Annotated in this window: 16 protein-coding genes; 3 read left to right on the forward strand and 13 right to left on the reverse strand. The window is 71.5% G+C overall.

Annotated features, from left to right (window positions below):
* Positions 1–138 precede the first annotated feature (138 nt).
* From ACYVOM_RS00510 to rimP, 11 genes are all read right to left on the reverse strand, one after another.
* Positions 139–2469: a polyribonucleotide nucleotidyltransferase gene (locus ACYVOM_RS00510; protein WP_460302324.1), complete on the reverse strand. Its 2331-nt coding sequence runs from the start codon at positions 2467–2469 to the stop codon at positions 139–141.
* A 240-nt stretch (positions 2470–2709) separates the two neighbouring features.
* Positions 2710–2979, reverse strand: coding sequence for a 30S ribosomal protein S15 (rpsO, locus tag ACYVOM_RS00515; RefSeq protein WP_123662814.1), 270 nt, complete (start codon positions 2977–2979; stop codon positions 2710–2712).
* Between the two features lie 194 nt (positions 2980–3173).
* Positions 3174–4115 carry a bifunctional riboflavin kinase/FAD synthetase gene (locus ACYVOM_RS00520; RefSeq protein ID WP_460301164.1) on the reverse strand — a complete coding sequence of 314 codons (942 nt, stop codon included), beginning with the start codon at positions 4113–4115 and terminating at the stop codon, positions 3174–3176.
* A 118-nt stretch (positions 4116–4233) separates the two neighbouring features.
* A complete protein-coding gene (gene trhA, locus ACYVOM_RS00525; RefSeq protein ID WP_460301165.1) occupies positions 4234–4896 on the reverse strand; it encodes a PAQR family membrane homeostasis protein TrhA in 663 nt (220 codons plus the stop codon).
* 147 nt (positions 4897–5043) lie between these two features.
* The gene (truB, locus tag ACYVOM_RS00530) at positions 5044–5922 is read right to left on the reverse strand and encodes a tRNA pseudouridine(55) synthase TruB (protein ID WP_460301166.1); all 879 of its coding nucleotides are present in this window, start codon (positions 5920–5922) and stop codon (positions 5044–5046) included.
* Positions 5919–6431, reverse strand: a complete 513-nt coding sequence (gene rbfA, locus ACYVOM_RS00535) for a 30S ribosome-binding factor RbfA (RefSeq protein ID WP_460301167.1) — start codon at positions 6429–6431, stop codon at positions 5919–5921. The genes truB and rbfA overlap by 4 nt, the downstream gene beginning before the upstream one ends.
* 3 nt (positions 6432–6434) lie before the next feature.
* A complete protein-coding gene (locus ACYVOM_RS00540; RefSeq protein ID WP_460301168.1) occupies positions 6435–6731 on the reverse strand; it encodes a DUF503 domain-containing protein in 297 nt (98 codons plus the stop codon).
* 140 nt (positions 6732–6871) lie between these two features.
* Positions 6872–9955 (reverse strand): translation initiation factor IF-2, encoded by a 3084-nt coding sequence (infB, locus tag ACYVOM_RS00545; protein WP_460301169.1) that lies wholly within the window; start codon positions 9953–9955, stop codon positions 6872–6874.
* Between the two features lie 109 nt (positions 9956–10064).
* A complete protein-coding gene (locus ACYVOM_RS00550; RefSeq protein WP_460301170.1) occupies positions 10065–10412 on the reverse strand; it encodes a YlxR family protein in 348 nt (115 codons plus the stop codon).
* Positions 10413–10462: 50 nt separating this feature from the next.
* Positions 10463–11476, reverse strand: a complete 1014-nt coding sequence (gene nusA, locus ACYVOM_RS00555) for a transcription termination factor NusA (protein WP_460301171.1) — start codon at positions 11474–11476, stop codon at positions 10463–10465.
* Positions 11466–12065 (reverse strand): ribosome maturation factor RimP, encoded by a 600-nt coding sequence (gene rimP / locus ACYVOM_RS00560; RefSeq protein ID WP_460301172.1) that lies wholly within the window; start codon positions 12063–12065, stop codon positions 11466–11468. The genes nusA and rimP overlap by 11 nt, the downstream gene beginning before the upstream one ends.
* 183 nt (positions 12066–12248) lie before the next feature.
* On the opposite strand from rimP, the gene ACYVOM_RS00565 reads away from it, so the two are divergent.
* The 3 genes from ACYVOM_RS00565 to ACYVOM_RS00575 are packed head-to-tail and all read left to right on the forward strand — an operon-like array spanning position 12249 to position 13855.
* Positions 12249–12737: a ferritin-like domain-containing protein gene (locus ACYVOM_RS00565; protein WP_460301173.1), complete on the forward strand. Its 489-nt coding sequence runs from the start codon at positions 12249–12251 to the stop codon at positions 12735–12737.
* Positions 12734–13159 carry a ferritin-like domain-containing protein gene (locus tag ACYVOM_RS00570; RefSeq protein ID WP_460301174.1) on the forward strand — a complete coding sequence of 142 codons (426 nt, stop codon included), beginning with the start codon at positions 12734–12736 and terminating at the stop codon, positions 13157–13159. The genes ACYVOM_RS00565 and ACYVOM_RS00570 overlap by 4 nt, the downstream gene beginning before the upstream one ends.
* 42 nt (positions 13160–13201) lie before the next feature.
* A complete protein-coding gene (locus tag ACYVOM_RS00575; protein WP_460301175.1) occupies positions 13202–13855 on the forward strand; it encodes a hypothetical protein in 654 nt (217 codons plus the stop codon).
* Between the two features lie 57 nt (positions 13856–13912).
* Here the strand turns inward: ACYVOM_RS00575 and ACYVOM_RS00580 are convergent, their stop codons facing one another.
* Both ACYVOM_RS00580 and ACYVOM_RS00585 read right to left on the reverse strand, forming a co-directional pair.
* Positions 13913–15052, reverse strand: a complete 1140-nt coding sequence (locus ACYVOM_RS00580; protein WP_460301176.1) for a hypothetical protein — start codon at positions 15050–15052, stop codon at positions 13913–13915.
* A 97-nt stretch (positions 15053–15149) separates the two neighbouring features.
* Complete coding sequence (locus ACYVOM_RS00585; RefSeq protein WP_460301177.1) at positions 15150–16208, reverse strand: TRM11 family SAM-dependent methyltransferase; 1059 nt, start codon at positions 16206–16208, stop codon at positions 15150–15152.
* Positions 16209–16212: the final 4 nt, after the last annotated feature.

The raw sequence follows: 16212 nt of genomic DNA on the forward strand, positions 1-16212 counted from the left end.
TTCCGGTCGCCGGTTGCGGATGGGCCGCGCTGGCGGCCGTGTCGGATGAGCCGCGTGAGCGGCCGGGGGGACAAGCACGAACCGACCGGTCCGCCCGAAGGCGGAACCGGTCGGTCTGCATGGCGTGTCCGATGCGGATCAGGAGTTGCGGTCGCGCTCGCCGCCGCGGTCACCGCGGTCGGACGAGGCCGGCCGGCGGGTGCGGGTGCGCCGCTGCGGACGGGAGTCGCCGCCCTCGGCGGACGCCGCGCCGTCGGCGGACTCGGCGGGGGCCTCGCCGGAAGCCGCCCCGGCGGCCTCCTTCTCGATGACCTCGACCGGGACCAGCGACAGCTTGCCGCGCGGGTCGATCTCGGTGACCTCGACCTGGATCTTCTCGCCGACCTTGATGAAGTCCTCGACGTTCTCGATCCGGACGCCGCCGTGCAGCTTGCGCAGCTGCGAGACGTGCAGGAGGCCGTCCTTGCCCGGCATGAGGGAGACGAACGCGCCGAAGGTCGTGGTCTTGACGACCGTGCCCAGGTAACGCTCACCGATCTCCGGCATGTGCGGGTTGGCGATCGAGTTGATCGCCTGGCGCGCGGCCTCGGCGGAGGGGCCGTTCGTCGCGCCGACGTAGATGGTGCCGTCGTCCTCGATGGTGATCTCGGCACCGGTGTCCGCCTGGATCGAGTTGATCATCTTGCCCTTCGGGCCGATGACCTCGCCGATCTTGTCCACGGGCACCTTGATGGTGATGATCCGCGGCGCGTACTCGCTCATCTCGGCGGTGCCCTCGATGGCGTCCTGCATGACGTCGAGGATGGCCAGGCGGGCGCCCCGGGCCTGCCGCAGCGCGGCGGCCAGGACCTCGGCGGGGATGCCGTCGAGCTTGGTGTCGAGCTGGAGCGCGGTGATGAGCTCCTTGGTGCCGGCGACCTTGAAGTCCATGTCGCCGAACGCGTCCTCGGCGCCGAGGATGTCGGTCAGGGTGACGTACTCGCCGCCCTCGTGGATGAGGCCCATCGCGATGCCCGCGACCGGCGCCTTCAGCGGCACGCCCGCGTCCAGCAGCGACATCGTGGACGCGCAGACCGAGCCCATCGAGGTCGAGCCGTTCGAGCCGAGCGCCTCGGACACCTGGCGGATCGCGTAGGGGAACTCCTCGCGGGTCGGCAGCACCGGCAGCAGGGCGCGCTCGGCGAGCGCGCCGTGGCCGATCTCGCGGCGCTTGGGCGAGCCCACGCGGCCGGTCTCACCGACCGAGTACGGCGGGAAGTTGTAGTTGTGCATGTAGCGCTTGGTGCGCTCGGGGTTGAGCGTGTCGATCGTCTGCTCCATGCGGAGCATGTTCAGCGTGGTCACGCCCAGGATCTGGGTCTCGCCGCGCTCGAACAGCGCCGAGCCGTGCACGCGCGGGACCACGTGGGCCTCGGCGGACAGCTGGCGGATGTCCTTGACGCCGCGGCCGTCGATGCGGACGCCGTCGGCGATGATACGCTCGCGGACCAGCTTCTTGGTGAGCGAGCGGATCGCGGCCGGGACCTCCTTGTCGCGGCCCTCGAAACGCTCGGCGAGCTTCTCGACGGTCCGGGCCTGGATCTCGGCGAGGCGCTCCTCGCGCTCCTGCTTGCCCGCGATGGTCAGCGCCTGCGCGAGGTCGGCGGACGCCTCGGCGGCGACGGCCTCCAGCACGTCGTCCTGGTAGTCCAGGAAGACGGGGTACTCGGCGGTCTCCTTGGCGGCCAGCTTCGCCAGCTCGACCTGGGCCCGGCACAGCTCCTTGATGAAGGGCTTGGCGGCCTCGAGGCCCTGGGCGACGGTCTCCTCCGTCGGGCCCACGGCGCCTTCGGCGACCAGGTTCAGGGTGCCGGTGGTGGACTCGGCCTCGACCATCATGATCGCGACGTCGCCGTCGGCCAGGGTACGGCCGGCGACCACCATGTCGAAGGTGGCGCGCTCCAGCTCGGGGTGGGTCGGGAACGCAACCCACTGGCCGTCGATCAGCGCGACGCGAACGCCGCCGATCGGGCCGGAGAAGGGCAGGCCCGCGAGCTGGGTGGACATCGAGGCGGCGTTGATCGCGGCGACGTCGTACAGGTGCTCGGGGTTGAGCGCCATGACGGTGACGACGACCTGGATCTCGTTGCGCAGGCCCTTGACGAAGGACGGGCGCAGCGGCCGGTCGATGAGGCGGCAGGTGAGGACGGCGTCCTCGGACGGCCGGCCTTCGCGGCGGAAGAACGAGCCGGGGATGCGGCCCGCGGCGTACATCCGCTCCTCGACGTCCACCGTCAGCGGGAAGAAGTCGAGGTTCTCCTTCGGCCGCTTGGAGGCGGACGTCGCGGAGAGGATCATGGTGTCGTCGTCCAGGTAGACGACGGCGGAGCCGCCGGCCTGGCGCGCGAGACGGCCGGTCTCGAAGCGCAGCTTGCGGACGCCGAAGGTGCCGTTGTCGATCACGGCTTCGGAGCTGTGCGCTCCGTCGATGCGGACGGCATCGGTCACAAGAAACCTCCTGGTTTCGTCGTTCCCCGCCTGAACGCGTCCCTCGCCCGAGATTCCCTGCCGGTCTTCGATCGAAGCCCGCGGATCGCTGATCCGATGGCCACTACCGAGGACCGGCCCTCGAATGCGTCAGGAGATACGTTCGCGGGCTTGTCTGTTCTTTACTTTCCGGGTGCTAGCGAAGAGGGAGTGATCCGAGCCGGATCACTCCCTCATGCGATGCTAGCGGCGCAGGCCGAGGCGCTCGATCAGCGCGCGGTAGCGGCTGATGTCCTTGTTCTGCAGGTACTTGAGCAGCCGGCGGCGGCGGCCGACCAGCAGCAGCAGCCCGCGGCGGCTGTGGTGGTCGTGCTTGTGCGCCTTGAGGTGCTCGGTCAGGTCGTTGATCCGCCGGGTCAGCAGCGCGACCTGGACCTCCGGCGATCCGGTGTCACCCTCAACGGTCGCATACTCGGCGATGATCTGGTTCTTGACGGCGGTGTCCAGGGACACGTGACTCCTTAGATTGCTCGACACCCGCAGCCTCGTTCCGGAGGCCTTATCCAAGGGCCCGGTCCGGCCGCAGAGTGCGTTCTCTGTATGGGCCCGCCGCTATGAGGGAGCAGCGAGCAGCGCCGGGACCACAGTCCCGGTGACTACTTACCGTATCACGGCGATCCGGGGGTGGATGACCCCGCGCGCGCCGCTCAGCGGGAGGTCACCTCGCGGGCCACGGCGACGTCGTGGTTCATCTCCTCGACGAGGTCGTCGATCGAGTCGAACTTGAGCATCCCGCGGATCCTCGCGACGAAGTCGACGGCGACGTGCTCGCCGTACAGGGCGAGGTCGTCGAGGTCCAGCGCGTAGGCCTCGACGGTGCGGGCCACGCCCTCGAACGTCGGGTTCGTGCCGACGGAGATCGCGGCGGGCCAGCGGGAGGCCGGGTAGCGCTCGGAGTCGCAGACCAGGAAGCCCGCGTACACGCCGTCCGCCGGGATCGCGGTGTGCGGCACCGACTCGACGTTCGCGGTCGGGAAGCCGAGCGCGCGGCCCCGCTGGTGGCCGCGGACCACGATGCCCTCCACCCGGTGCGGGCGGCCCAGCTCGTGCGCGGCGTCCTCGACGCGGCCGTCGGCCAGCGCGGCCCGGATGGCGGTGGAGGAGATCGTGTCCCCGTCTGCAAGCAAAGGAACGCCCTCCGCCTCGAAGTCGTATTTCTCGCCCAGTTCGCGCAAGAGCGGAACGTCGCCCTTGGCCTTGTGGCCGAACCTGAAGTCCTCGCCGACGATCACGTGGGAGGCGTGCAGCCTGTCCACCAGGACGGACTGGACGAACTCGTCGGGACCCATCCGGGACAGCTCAAGGGTGAACGGGAGCACCATGACCGCGTCCACGCCCAGCTCGCCGAGCAACTCGGCCCGGCGGACGCCGGAGACCAGCAGCGGCGGATGACTGCCGGGGCGCACGACCTCGTCCGGATGGGGGTCGAAGGTGATCACCACACTGGGCAGGCCGAGCTCGGCGGCGAGCCGCGCCGCCCGTCCGACGACCGCCTGGTGTCCCCGGTGGACTCCGTCGAAAACCCCGATGGTGACGACCGATCTGCCCCATTCGCGGGGGACCTCGTCAAGGCCGTACCAGCGCCGCACCTGCTCGCTCCCTCAGTCTGTTGAGCCCGTGTCCCGGACAAGCCTGCCATGGGTGGCCTGGGGGCATGCACCCCGCACCCCCCGTGACTCTACCGACCGCCGGAGCCGGGCGCGGGGCCTAGGCGCGGTAAACGACCAGCGAGACCCCCACGTAGTGGCAGATGTAGGCGGCGACGGTGAAGGCGTGGAACACCTCGTGGAAGCCGAACCAGCGCGGCGAGGGGTCGGGCCGCTTCAGCGCGTAGATGACGCCGCCCGCGCTGTACAGCGCGCCCCCGGCGACGATCAGCACGCCGACGACCGCGCCGGCGCCGGACAGGAAGTCGGGAAGCGCGATGACCGCGAACCAGCCGAGGGCGATGTAGGCGGCGGTGGACAGCCAGCGCGGCGCGCCGAGCCAGCACGTGCGGAAGATCACTCCGGCGATCGCGCCGGACCACACCCCGGCGAGGATGACGATCCGGGTCGTGCCCTCCAGGGCCAGCAGAGCGAACGGCGTGTAGGTGCCCGCGATGATCAGGAAGATGTTCGCGTGGTCGAAGCGGCGCATCGCGGCCTCGCCGCGCGGTCCGAACCGGTTGCGGTGGTAGGTGGCGGAGATCCCGAACAGCAGGCAGGACGTGACCGCGTAGATGGCGGCGCCGATGCGCGACTGAAGGGTCGGCCCGAAGGTGACCAGGACAAGGCCCCCGATGAGCGCCGCGGGAAAGGCCCCGAGGTGGAGCCAACCGCGCAGGTGCGGCTTCAGTGGCGGGACGATGCGCTCCAGCGTGGCGACCATGCTCCGTCGACCTCTCCAAGGATCAGCGCCCAGGCGGCCCGATCCACCTAAGCTACGTACCCGTAGGTTACGTGATCGTAGGTTAGGTAGGAAGCCGCCCCGGGCCCTTCACCTGGGGACCTTGGTCACTCCGCGGCCGCGGCGAGGTCACTCCGCCGCGAAAACCGCCAGGGGCTTGGCCTTCCCGGCCTTCTCCTCCACCAGGGACAGCAGGGTCCCGTCGGGCGCGAACACGCCGATGGGGCCGTCGCCCAGGCCCAGCGCCGGGAGCCTGCCCCCGTGCCGCACCAGGGCCGCCTCCTCCTCGCTGACGTCCCTGCGCGGGAACACCGCGGAGACCGCGTCGGCGATCGGCAGGATCGCGCAGTCCTCGGCGAGCTGCTCCAGGGTCCTGGCGAGGTCCAGACCGTACGGGCCGACCGCCGTGCGGCGCAGGGCCGTCAGGTGCCCTCCGACGCCCAGGGAGGCCCCCAGGTCGCGGGCCAGCGCCCTGATGTAGGTCCCCGACGAGCACGTCACCGAGACGTCCACGTCGACGAACCCGCCCTCCCGGCGGATCTCCGCGATCTCGAAGGCGTGGATCGTCACCGGACGGGCCTTCAGCTCCACGTCCTCGCCCTGGCGGGCCCGCTTGTAGGCGCGCTCGCCGTTGACCTTGATCGCGCTGACCTGCGGCGGGACCTGCTGGATCAGCCCGGTCAGCGCCTTGATCCCGACCGCGATCTCGGCGTCGGCGACGTGCCCGGCCGGGGTCGTCCCGGTGGGCTCGCCCTCGGCGTCGTCGGTGTTGGTGGTCATGCCGAGGCGGATCGTGCCGTCGTAGACCTTGCTCGTCAGGGCGAGGTGGCCGAGCAGGCGGGTCGCCTTCTCCACCCCCACGACGAGCACGCCCGTCGCCATCGGGTCGAGCGTGCCGGCGTGGCCGACCCTGCGGGTGCCCGCCAGGCGGCGCATCCGGGCGACGACGTCGTGGGACGTCCACCCGGCGGGCTTGTCGACGATGACGAGTCCGGAGACAGGGCTCACCTGCGCTCGTCCTCGTCCTCGATGTCGGCGATCGCCTCGTCGAGGTCGTCGTCGTCCTCGTCCTCAAGGTCGTCTTCGTCGAGGTCGTCCTCGTCGTCGGTCTTGTAGGGGTTGGCGTCACCCGCGTGGGTGGCCCCGACGGCCTTGGCCGCCACCTCGGCGTCCTGCTCCTTGGCCTTGGCCAGCAGCTGCTCGATGTGGTGGGCGTTCTCCATGACCCCGTCGAGCTCGAACGTCAGCGACGGCGTGTGCCGGATGCCGGTCTTGCGGCCGACCTCCGTGCGGATGACGCCCTTGGCGCTCTCCAGCGCCGCGGCCGTCCCTGCCTTCTCCTCGTCCGTCCCGTACACCGTGTAGAACACGGTCGCCTCGCGGAGGTCGTTGGTCAGCTTGGCGTCCGTGATCGTCACGAAACCCAGCCGGGGATCCTTGACCCGCCGCTCCAGCATCTCCGCCACGATCTGCTGAATCCGGTCGGCGAGCTTGCGCGCCCGCGCCGCATCCACCATGGCTTACTCCTCATCGTCGTAGATCCGCTGCCTTGCGGACAGCAGTTCGATCTCTGGGCGGCCGGCGATCAGCCGCTCGCACTGCTCCAGCACCTCCACGCAGTTCCCGGCGCTGCCGGACACCACGGCGATGCCGATCTCGGCCCTGCGGTGCAGATCCTGGTCGCCGGTCTCGGCCACGGCCACCGCCGGGAAGCGCTTGTGCACCTCGGCGATGATCGGCCGGACCACGCTCCTCTTCTCCTTCAGCGAATGCACGTCGCCGAGCAGAAGGTCCAACGTCAATGCTCCAACGAACATCAAGACCCCGGTGTCTCTAGGAACCGGCCTGCCGTCCGCAGCCCCGGGCCGCTGCCTTCAACGGTAGGCCATCGGGGGAAGGGACCCCCGACATGGGCAGGACGCCCCGGGAAGTGCTTCCCGGGGCGTCCTGCGGACCCTTACGAGCGGGGCTTCTCCCGCATCTCGAAGGTCTCGATGATGTCGTCGAGCTTCAGGTCCTGGTAGCCGATGCCGATACCGCACTCGAAGCCCTCGCGGACCTCGGTGACGTCGTCCTTCTCGCGGCGGAGCGAGGAGACGGTGAGGTTGTCGGCGATGACCACGCCCTGCCGGACGAGCCGCGCCTTGCTGTTGCGGTTGACCGTGCCGGACTGGACCATGCAACCGGCGATGTTGCCGATCTTCGGCACCTTGAAGACCGCGCGGACCTGGGCGGTGCCGAGCTGGGCCTCCTCGAACTCCGGCTTGAGCATGCCCTTGAGGGCCGCTTCGACTTCCTCGATCGCCTGGTAGATGACCGAGTAGTACCGGATGTCGATGCCTTCGCGGTCCGACAGCTCCTGCGCGTTGCGCTCGGGCCGGACGTTGAAGCCGATGATGACCGCGCCCTCGGAGGCGATCGCCAGGTTGACGTCGTCCTGCGTGATCGCGCCGACACCGCGGCGGATGATCCGCAGGTTGACCTCGTCGCCCACGTCGATCTTGAGCAGCGAGTCTTCCAGGGCCTCGACCGAACCGGACACGTCGCCCTTGAGGATGAGCAGCAGTTCCTGCCGCTCGCCCTTCTCGAGCTCCTTGAACATGTCCTCGAGCGAGAACTTCGGACGGCTGCGGAGCAGCTCGGCGTTGCGCTTGCGCGCCGCGCGCTTGTCGGCGATCTGCCGGGCCATCCGGTCGTCCTCGACGACCAGGAAGCTGTCGCCGGCACCGGGCACCGCGGTCAGACCGAGGACCAGGACCGGACGCGACGGGGTCGCCTCCTGGACGTTCTCGCCGTTCTCGTCGAGCATCGCCCGGACGCGTCCGTGCGCGCCGCCCGCGACGATCGAGTCGCCGATCCGCAGCGTGCCGCGCTGGACCAGCACGGTCGCCACGGGGCCGCGGCCCTTGTCGAGGTGCGCCTCGATCGCGACGCCCTGGGCATCCTGATCGGGGTTGGCCCGCAGGTCGAGTTCGGCGTCGGCGGTGAGGACGATGGCCTCCAGAAGGCCCTCGATGTTCAGGCCCTGCTTCGCGGACACGTCCACGAACAGGGTCTGGCCACCGAACTCCTCGGCCACCAGGCCGTACTCGGTGAGCTGGGCCCGCACCTTCGTCGGGTCCGCGCCCTCCTTGTCGATCTTGTTGACCGCCACGACGATCGGCACGCCGGCCGCCGTCGCGTGGTCGATCGCCTCGGTGGTCTGCGGCTTGACGCCGTCGTCGGCGGCGACCACCAGGACCACCAGGTCGGTGGTCTCGGCACCGCGGGCACGCATGGCGGAGAACGCCTCGTGACCCGGGGTGTCGATGAAGGTGATCTTGCGCTCGTTGCCGTCGACCTCGGTCGCGACCTGGTAGGCGCCGATGTGCTGGGTGATGCCGCCCGCTTCGCCCGCCACGACGTTGGCGTTGCGGATGGCGTCCAGCAGCTTGGTCTTACCGTGGTCGACGTGACCCATGACGGTGACGACCGGGGGCCGCGCGGCGAGTTCCTCCTCGCCGCCCTCGTCCTCGCCGAACTCGAGGTCGAACGACTCCAGCAGCTCGCGGTCCTCGTCCTCCGGGCTGACGACCTGGACGTTGAAGTCCAGCTCGGCGCCCAGCAGCTGCAGCGATTCCTCGCTGACCGACTGCGTGGCCGTGACCATCTCGCCGAGGTGCATCATGATCGCCACGAGCGACGCCGGGTTGGCGCCGATCTTCTCGGCGAAGTCCGTCAGCGTGGAGCCCTGGGCGAGGCGGATGACCCTGCCGTTGCCCCGGGGCGCGTTGACGCCGCCGATGGCGGGCGCCTGCATGTTGTCGAACTCTTGACGCCGCTGCTTCTTGGACTTGCGCCCACGGGCCGGACGACCGCCCGGGCGACCGAAGGCGCCCGCCGTGCCGCCGCGACCGCGACCGCCGGGGCCGGGACGGCCACCGCCGCCGAAGCCGCCGCCGGGACGACCGGCACCGCCGCCGCCACCGGGGCCACCGCCACCGGGACGCGCGAAGCCGCCGCCACCGCCGCCACCACCGGGACGGCCACCGCCGCCACCGGGACGGGCGAAGCCGCCGCCACCGCCGCCGCCACCGGGACGGCCACCGCCGCCACCGCCGCCGCCACCGGGACGGGGACCGCCGGGACCACCCGGACGGGCGCCCTGCTGCGGGGGACGCGAAGGCATGTTCATCGGAGAGGGACGCGGACCGCCGGGCCGCGGCGGCATGCCGCCGGGCGACGGACGCGGACCACCGGGACGGTCGCCGCCGCCCTGCGGGCCGCCGGGACGCGGCGCGGCAGGACGCGGACCACCGGGACGGTCGCCGTCACGCTGGCCGCCGCCCTGGGCGGGGCCGGCGGGCCGGGGGCCGGGACGCGGACCGGGCTTGGGCGCGCCCATGCCGGTGTTGGTGGAGCTGAACGGGTTGTTGCCGGGACGCGGACCGCCGGGGCGCTGACCGCCGCCGGGGCGCTGACCGCGCTCCTGCGGGGCCGGACGGGGACCCGGACGCGGGCCGCCGGCCGCCGGGCGCGGGCCCGGACGGGGCCCGCCGGCCGCGGGGCTCGGCGAGCCCTGCTGCGGCGCCGGGGGAACCGGCGGACGCGGGGCGGCGGGAGCCTGGGGGGCCTGCGGAACCTGCGGGACCTGCGGAACCTGCGGCGCGGGGGCGGCGGGCGCCGCCGCGGCAGGAGCCTGCGGGACCTCGGGCGCCGCCGGGCGCGGGCCCGGACGGGGCCCGGGACGCGGACCCGGACGCGGGCCGCCACCGGGCGCGCCCTGCTGCGCGGGAGCCGGACGGGGCGCACCTGCGGGCGCACCGCTGGGCGCGCCGCTCACACCGGGCTTGGGCCCGGGGCGCGGCGCGGAGGGACGGGGGCCGCCACCGCGGCCCGAGGGAGACTTACCGAACGCTTCGGTGAGCCGACGAACTACTGGCGCCTCGATGGTCGAAGACGCCGACCGGACGAACTCGCCCATTTCCTGGAGCTTGGCCATGACGACCTTGCTCTCAACACCGAACTCTTTGGCGAGTTCGTATACCCGGACCTTGGCCACTGCACTCCCAATCTGGCCCGGGGCGTGTCTCCGGGCCGTCGCTAACCAGTCATCGCCAACTGCTCATCGAGCGCTCATAGCAATCTCGACCTGCTTCCGACTAGATGTCTTACGTTTCTTCGCTTCCCTGTACGAACCGAAGCAGAACAGAACTATCGGGCAAAGCTTCCAGGCGCAAGGCCCGGGAGAACGCCCGACGACGGATCGCCTGCTCCAGGCATCCGGATTCGGGGTGCAGAGACGCACCCCTTCCCGGCAGTCGCTTGCGCGGATCGGGGACGAGAACGCCCCCCACCGCGACTACTCGCAACAAGTCCGCGCGCGCCGCACGGTCCCGGCATCCCACACACGTGCGCTTGAGACGATGATCCCGCCGACCGCCTTTGCGCCGGTCCCCACCTGCCAGGACTGCGCCTGGACCGTGCGTTCCGTGCGGGCTGCCACCCTGCAGAGTCATGCCTCGCTCGTGTCATGGATCACGGGGCCGAATGGCCGCCATCCACCAGTCTACCCCGCCGAAGCATCGGCGGGGTCTGGGGTCTCGTCGCCGGGTCCGGCCGGGGTGTCCGGACGGATGTCGATCCGCCACCCCGTGAGCCTCGCCGCGAGCCGCGCGTTCTGCCCCTCCTTGCCGATCGCCAGCGAGAGCTGGTAATCCGGGACGATGACGCGGGCGACCCGCTGTTCGGCGTCGATCACCTCGACGGCGTTAACACGCGCCGGCGACAGCGCATTCCCGACGAAGGTGGCGGGATCGTCCGACCAGTCGACGATGTCGATCTTCTCGCCGTGCAGCTCGGTCATCACGTTGCGGACCCGGCTGCCCAGCGGGCCGATGCACGCGCCCTTGGCGTTGACCCCGCTCTTGCGCGAGCGGACCGCGATCTTGGTGCGGTGCCCTGCCTCGCGCGCGATCGCCGCGATCTCGACCGTGCCGTCCAGGATCTCCGGCACCTCCAGCGCGAACAGCTTGCGCACGAGGTTCGGGTGGGTCCGGCTGAGCATGACCGACGGGCCGCGGTGGCCCTTGCGGACCTGCACGATGTAGGCCTTGATCCGCTCGCCGTGCTCGTACCTCTCCCCCGGCACCTGCTCCTGGGGCGGCAGGACCGCCTCCAGCTTGCCGAGGTCGACCTGGACGTTGCGCGGGTCCTTGCCCTGCTGGATCACGCCGGTGACGATGTCGCCCTCGCGGCCCGCGTACTCGCCGAAGGTCAGCTCGTCCTCGGCGTCCCGCAGCTTCTGCAGGATGACCTGGCGCGCGGTGGTCGCGGCGATGCGGCTGAAGTCGTCGGGGGTGTCGTCGTACTCCCGTGCGTTGCCGCTCTCCTCGTCCACCTCGGTGGCCCAGACCGTCACGTGGCCGGACTGCTTGTCCAGCTGCACGCGGGCCTTGGGGGCGGCGCCTTCGGTGCGGTGGTAGGCGATCAGGAGCGCTTCCTCGATCGCCCTGACGACCAGGTCGAAGGAGATGTCCTTCTCGCGCTCCAGGCTGCGCAGTACGTTGATGTCAATGTCCATGAGGCTCCGCGTCCCCTTCCTCGTCGTCGTGAAGCTGGTCTTCGCGGAGCTCGTCGTCCTCGGCGGCCGGGTCGTCGTCTTCCGTCTCGGCCCGGCGGAACTCCACCTGGACCTTGCCCGGTCCGAGCCCTGCCAGGGGGAACACCCGTTCCGTCCCGGCGACCTCGATCCGGACCTCCTCGTCGTCGGCGGCGATCACGCGGCCTTCGACGGACTCGCCCGCCTCCTGCTCGCCGGCCGTGTAGACGGCCTTCACGAGCCGGCCCGCGGCGCGCCGCCAGTGCCGGGGCGCGGTCAGCGGCCGGTCCACCCCCGGAGAGGTGACCTCCAGCACATACGGGCTCCCGCCCAGGACGTCGGTCTCGTCCAGCGCCGTGGACACGGCGCGGCTCACGACCGCGATGTCGTCGAGGCTCACTCCGCCGTCGGCGTCCACGACCACGCGGACCACCCGGCGCCTGCCCGCCTGGCTGACGACGACGTCCTCCAGATCATGGCCGGACTCGCCCACCACGGGCTCGAGCAGCTCGACCAGCGCGGCCTTCTGGCGGTCCCCTCGAACGCGCCCGTCGCGCGCTCCTGCGCTCACGGGACCCTCCTCGGCTCTACTTATGGGCTCTATCGGTAGCTATGCCTACGCTCTGACCAGACAAGACTATCGACAGCCGGAGCCCCGAGTGCGTATTCGCACCCGGGGACCCCCCGTGTGGCATGCTTGCAGGCACTCCAGCCGCATTTCGCGCCTTTCCCGGCGCCCTCACGAGGAGCCCGCGTGCCCGTGTCCCTGTCCCGCAGGTCGCTGCTGGCCGCCGCCGGGCTGGCGGGCGCGGGCCTGGCGACGGCGTGCGCCGCCCCGGACCTCGTCCCGGAACCGGATGTCGCCGTGCTGCTCGGCGCGATCGCCGACGAGGAGAACCTGATCTCCCTGTACGAGAAGACCGCTTCGGTGCTCGGGGACCTGCCCGAGGCGTGCACGAAGGCGCTGGCCGACCACCGCTCGCACCTCGAGGTCCTGCGCAAGCACTACCTCCCGGGCACCGGCGGCGTCACCGCGACCCCGTCGGCGACCACGTCCGCGACCGCCCCGGCCGAGCCGCCCGCGGACCGGGCCTCAGCACTCGCGCTGCTGCGCCGCACCGAGCGCGCCGCGGCGGCGACCCGCCTCAAGGACGTCCCCGCGGTCTCCCCCGGCATGTCCCAGCTCCTCGCCAGCATCGGGGCCTGCGAGACCGGCCACGCGACCGCCCTCTCCCTCGCATGAGCGCCGTCGCCGCCCTCCAGGCCGCCTTGGCCGCCGAGCACAGGGCCGTCTACGTCTACGGCGTGATCGGCGCGCGGTCCGCAGCCGCGGCCAAACCCCGCGTGACCAGGCTCTGGGAGCGCCACAAGCTCCGCCGCGACGAGCTCATCGAGCTCCTGCGCGACCGCGAGGCCACCCCCGTGACGTCCGAGCCCGCCTACCCCGTCGAGGCCGGCAGGACCCCCGCGGAACTCGGCGCGTCCGTCGAATCGGACGTCCTGACCGCCTATGTGCCCCTCTCCGGTGCTCCCGGCAAGGCCCTGCGCACGTACGCCGCCGCGGCCATGCAGGACGCGATCAACCTCCAGATCCGCTGGTCCCGCTCCCCCGCGGCGACCGCCTTCCCCGGCCTCGACCCGGCCGACCTCGACCCTGACGCCTGAGCCCGCCCCGTCCTGTCGGTGGGGCGCGGTAGAACGGGCTGCATGAACAGTGCGGAACTGGCGCGGGCGCTGCCGGAGATCGGCGAGGTGCGGCGGCGCAGCGCCGTGCTCGCGGTGCTGGAAGGCGTGCTGAGTGAGCGGTACCCCCGCCACTCCTTCGACGCCGCGTGGCGGGAGGGCGTCGCGCTCGCCTGGATGGAGAACGGCGCGGGTGACGAGTACTCGATCGTCTTCGCGCCCGAGGGCGCGTTCGTGCGCGGCTTCGACCACGAATCGGAGATGAGCCCGTACGGCAACGGCTCCTTCGCGCTCTGGCCTGGGCTGCTCGACGGCCTCCCACCCGCGCTCGCGCCGTGGGCGGCCGACCCGTGGTTCGTCGAGGACGACGTCCTGTGCGCCACCCTGTGCGTCTGGCGGGCGGCGGGCTCGGACGCCTGGAGCGCCGGCCCGGTCGACCCTCCGGAGGGAGGCGACGGCGCGGGATTCCTCTTCCGCGGCCTGCTCGACTTCTCCCCCGAGTCCTACGCCTCCTGGGCGGCGGACGTCCACGGCACGGCCCCGGACCTCGAGGCCGTCCGCGCGGTCTTCGACGGCTCGCCTCTGACGCCTTCGCTCGCCGCCCGCCTCAACCCGGTCTACGACCCGGCCCTCCTCCCCGCGCTCCTCGCCCGCACGGGCCACGGAGGACCTGCATGAACCCGGAAAAGTTGAAGCGGGCTGCGCGGGGCGCGTGGACGCCCCGCGCGACCTGCGTCACTCGTTCGCGTACTGGCAGACCGTGGTCAGGGTGATGGTGCCACCGCTGGTGGAGTTGGTGTCCCTGGCCTCGACCTTCCAGGCCGATCCGTCCGCGACGCTCGTCCGGAACACCGGACTGACGGAGTCGCCGCCCGTGGTCGTCCAGGAAGCGCCGATCGGGTAGTAGTCGGGGCGGCAGGCGCCGCCCGTGGCGGTCACCCAGCCGTCGCCGTCCGTGTCGAACGGCACGGAGGTACCCGGTCGGAATTCCGGCTGGAGAGTCGGGCCCGCGGGGCCGGTCTCGCCCTGCTCACCCTGCTCGCCCTGCTCACCCTGCTCACCCTGCTCACCCTGCTCGCCTTGCTCACCCCGGTCGCCCTTGGGGCCCGCCGCGCCCGCGGGTCCGGCCTGGCCCGCGACGCCCTGCGGCCCCGCGGGACCCGCCGCGCCCGCCGGACCCGCGGGTCCCGCCGCGCCCGCGGGACCGGCCGCCCCCGGAAAGCCGCCGAGCCAGCCGAAATTGCCGGGCCCGTAATGGTCTCCGCGGTCGTGCTCGCCGGATCCGCCCTGCTCGTGCCGCCCGCCGCCGTCGTACTCGCCGGGGCCGTCACGCCCGTCACGCCCTCCGGGACCGTCCTGCTCGTGCCGGCCTCCCTCGTCATACCCGCCCGGACCCTCGTCCCGGCCGCCCTCGCCGTTCTCTTCGTGCTCGTCATGCCCGCCGCGACCAGCGGGGCCGTCCCGCTCGTCGCGGTCGTCGCGCCCGTCGGAGTCGTCCCGGCCATCGTGCCCGTCGTGCCCGCCGCGGCCCTCCTGCCCGTGGTCGTCACGCCCGTCGTGCTCGTCGCGGTCGTGCTCATCGTGCTCGTCGGGCCACTCGAACTTGACGGCCGCGGTCTGCTTGACGGGCTTGCCGCGCTTGCCGGATTTCCCCTGCTTCGCCGACTTCCCCTGCTTCGCGGACTTGCCGTACTTGGCGGACTTGTGGCGCTTGGCGGACTTGGCGCGTCCGGCGAGCCGGTCGAGGCAGTCCTCGTCGGCGCGGTTGCACTGTCGGGGCGCGGCGTCCGCCTCGGCCGCCGCGGCGAGCCCCGACAGGGACCCGAGCGCGACGAAGGAGGCGACGGAGGCGCCCATCAGCATTTTCTTGATCATGGCGGGAGACATCACCAAGATCACCCCCGCCCAATCCGGACGCTGCGGCAACTTCCCGATCTTGACGAGCTTTTGCCGGTATCGGGATAAGCACAGGTCAGCCGGGCTTTCTGGCGATGACGATGTCGCGGAGGATGGCCTGGTCCACGCGGTGGGTGAAGTCGCGGTAGGGGCCGTCGTCCAGGGGGTCGAGTCCGGCGGAGGACAAGACGGCCAGGGCGTCTTCGCGGGAGGTCACGTGGGTGTTCCAGGCGATGCCCAGGGCGCCGCCGGGCTTGAGGAGGCGGGCCCAGCCGGGGACCGCGGCGCGCAGGAGGTCGGAGGGACTGCGCGACAGGGACGTGCTCATGTGGGAGCCGTGCTGGACGCCGTAGGGGGCGTCGGTGACGATGGCGTCGAAGGAGTTCGCGGCGTAGAACTCGGGGGCGCGGACGGTGTCGGCGTTGACGACGGTGAGGCGGCGCTTGTCGCCGGACTTGTAGTCGTCCTTGGACAGGCCGAGGGTGAGGTCGATCTTGCGGCCGACGAGCTTGCGGTCGCGTCGGACGGGCACGAGTTCGAACGTGTGCTTGAGCCGCTTGCGCTTCAGCCAGGTCTTGAGGAAGCCCGCGTAGGCCTCGAAGTCCTTGGTGTCGATGTCCATGCCGTCGGCGTTGAAGCCGTACATGAGGGCCTGGTTGAGGGTGGTGCCGCGCCCGCACATCGGGTCGAAGACGCGCAGGGTGCGGCCCCGGCCGCCTTCCCCCGTCATGTCCCGGCCGGAGGCCGACGCCCAGATCGTCACGTTGAGCAGCATCTTGGTGAACTGCTCGTTGGTCTTGCCGACGTACTTCTGGATGGTGAGCAGGTCGTCGTCGAGCCGGTCGAGGCGGTTCACCGCGACGGGGTGCAGGCCGCCGTCGTCGGCGAGGCGGAACAGCGCGTACAGGGCCGAGAGGTTCGACAGGAACGCGATCTCCCGCTCGGTCGGGTCGGGCAGCGTGAACGTCAGGTAGGGCACGCCGCCGAAGGTCTCGGCGGCCAGATCGCTGATCCGGCCGCCGAGCACCTCCCGGTCGAGGACGCCGATCTCGGCGGACATCAGGCCGACGGACGCGTCGGCGTACACACGGTTGGCGGAGGGGAGGACGAGCACCCCGTAACGCTGCTTGCTCACCGGG

It is taken from the genome of Actinocorallia aurea (genome assembly GCF_054783995.1).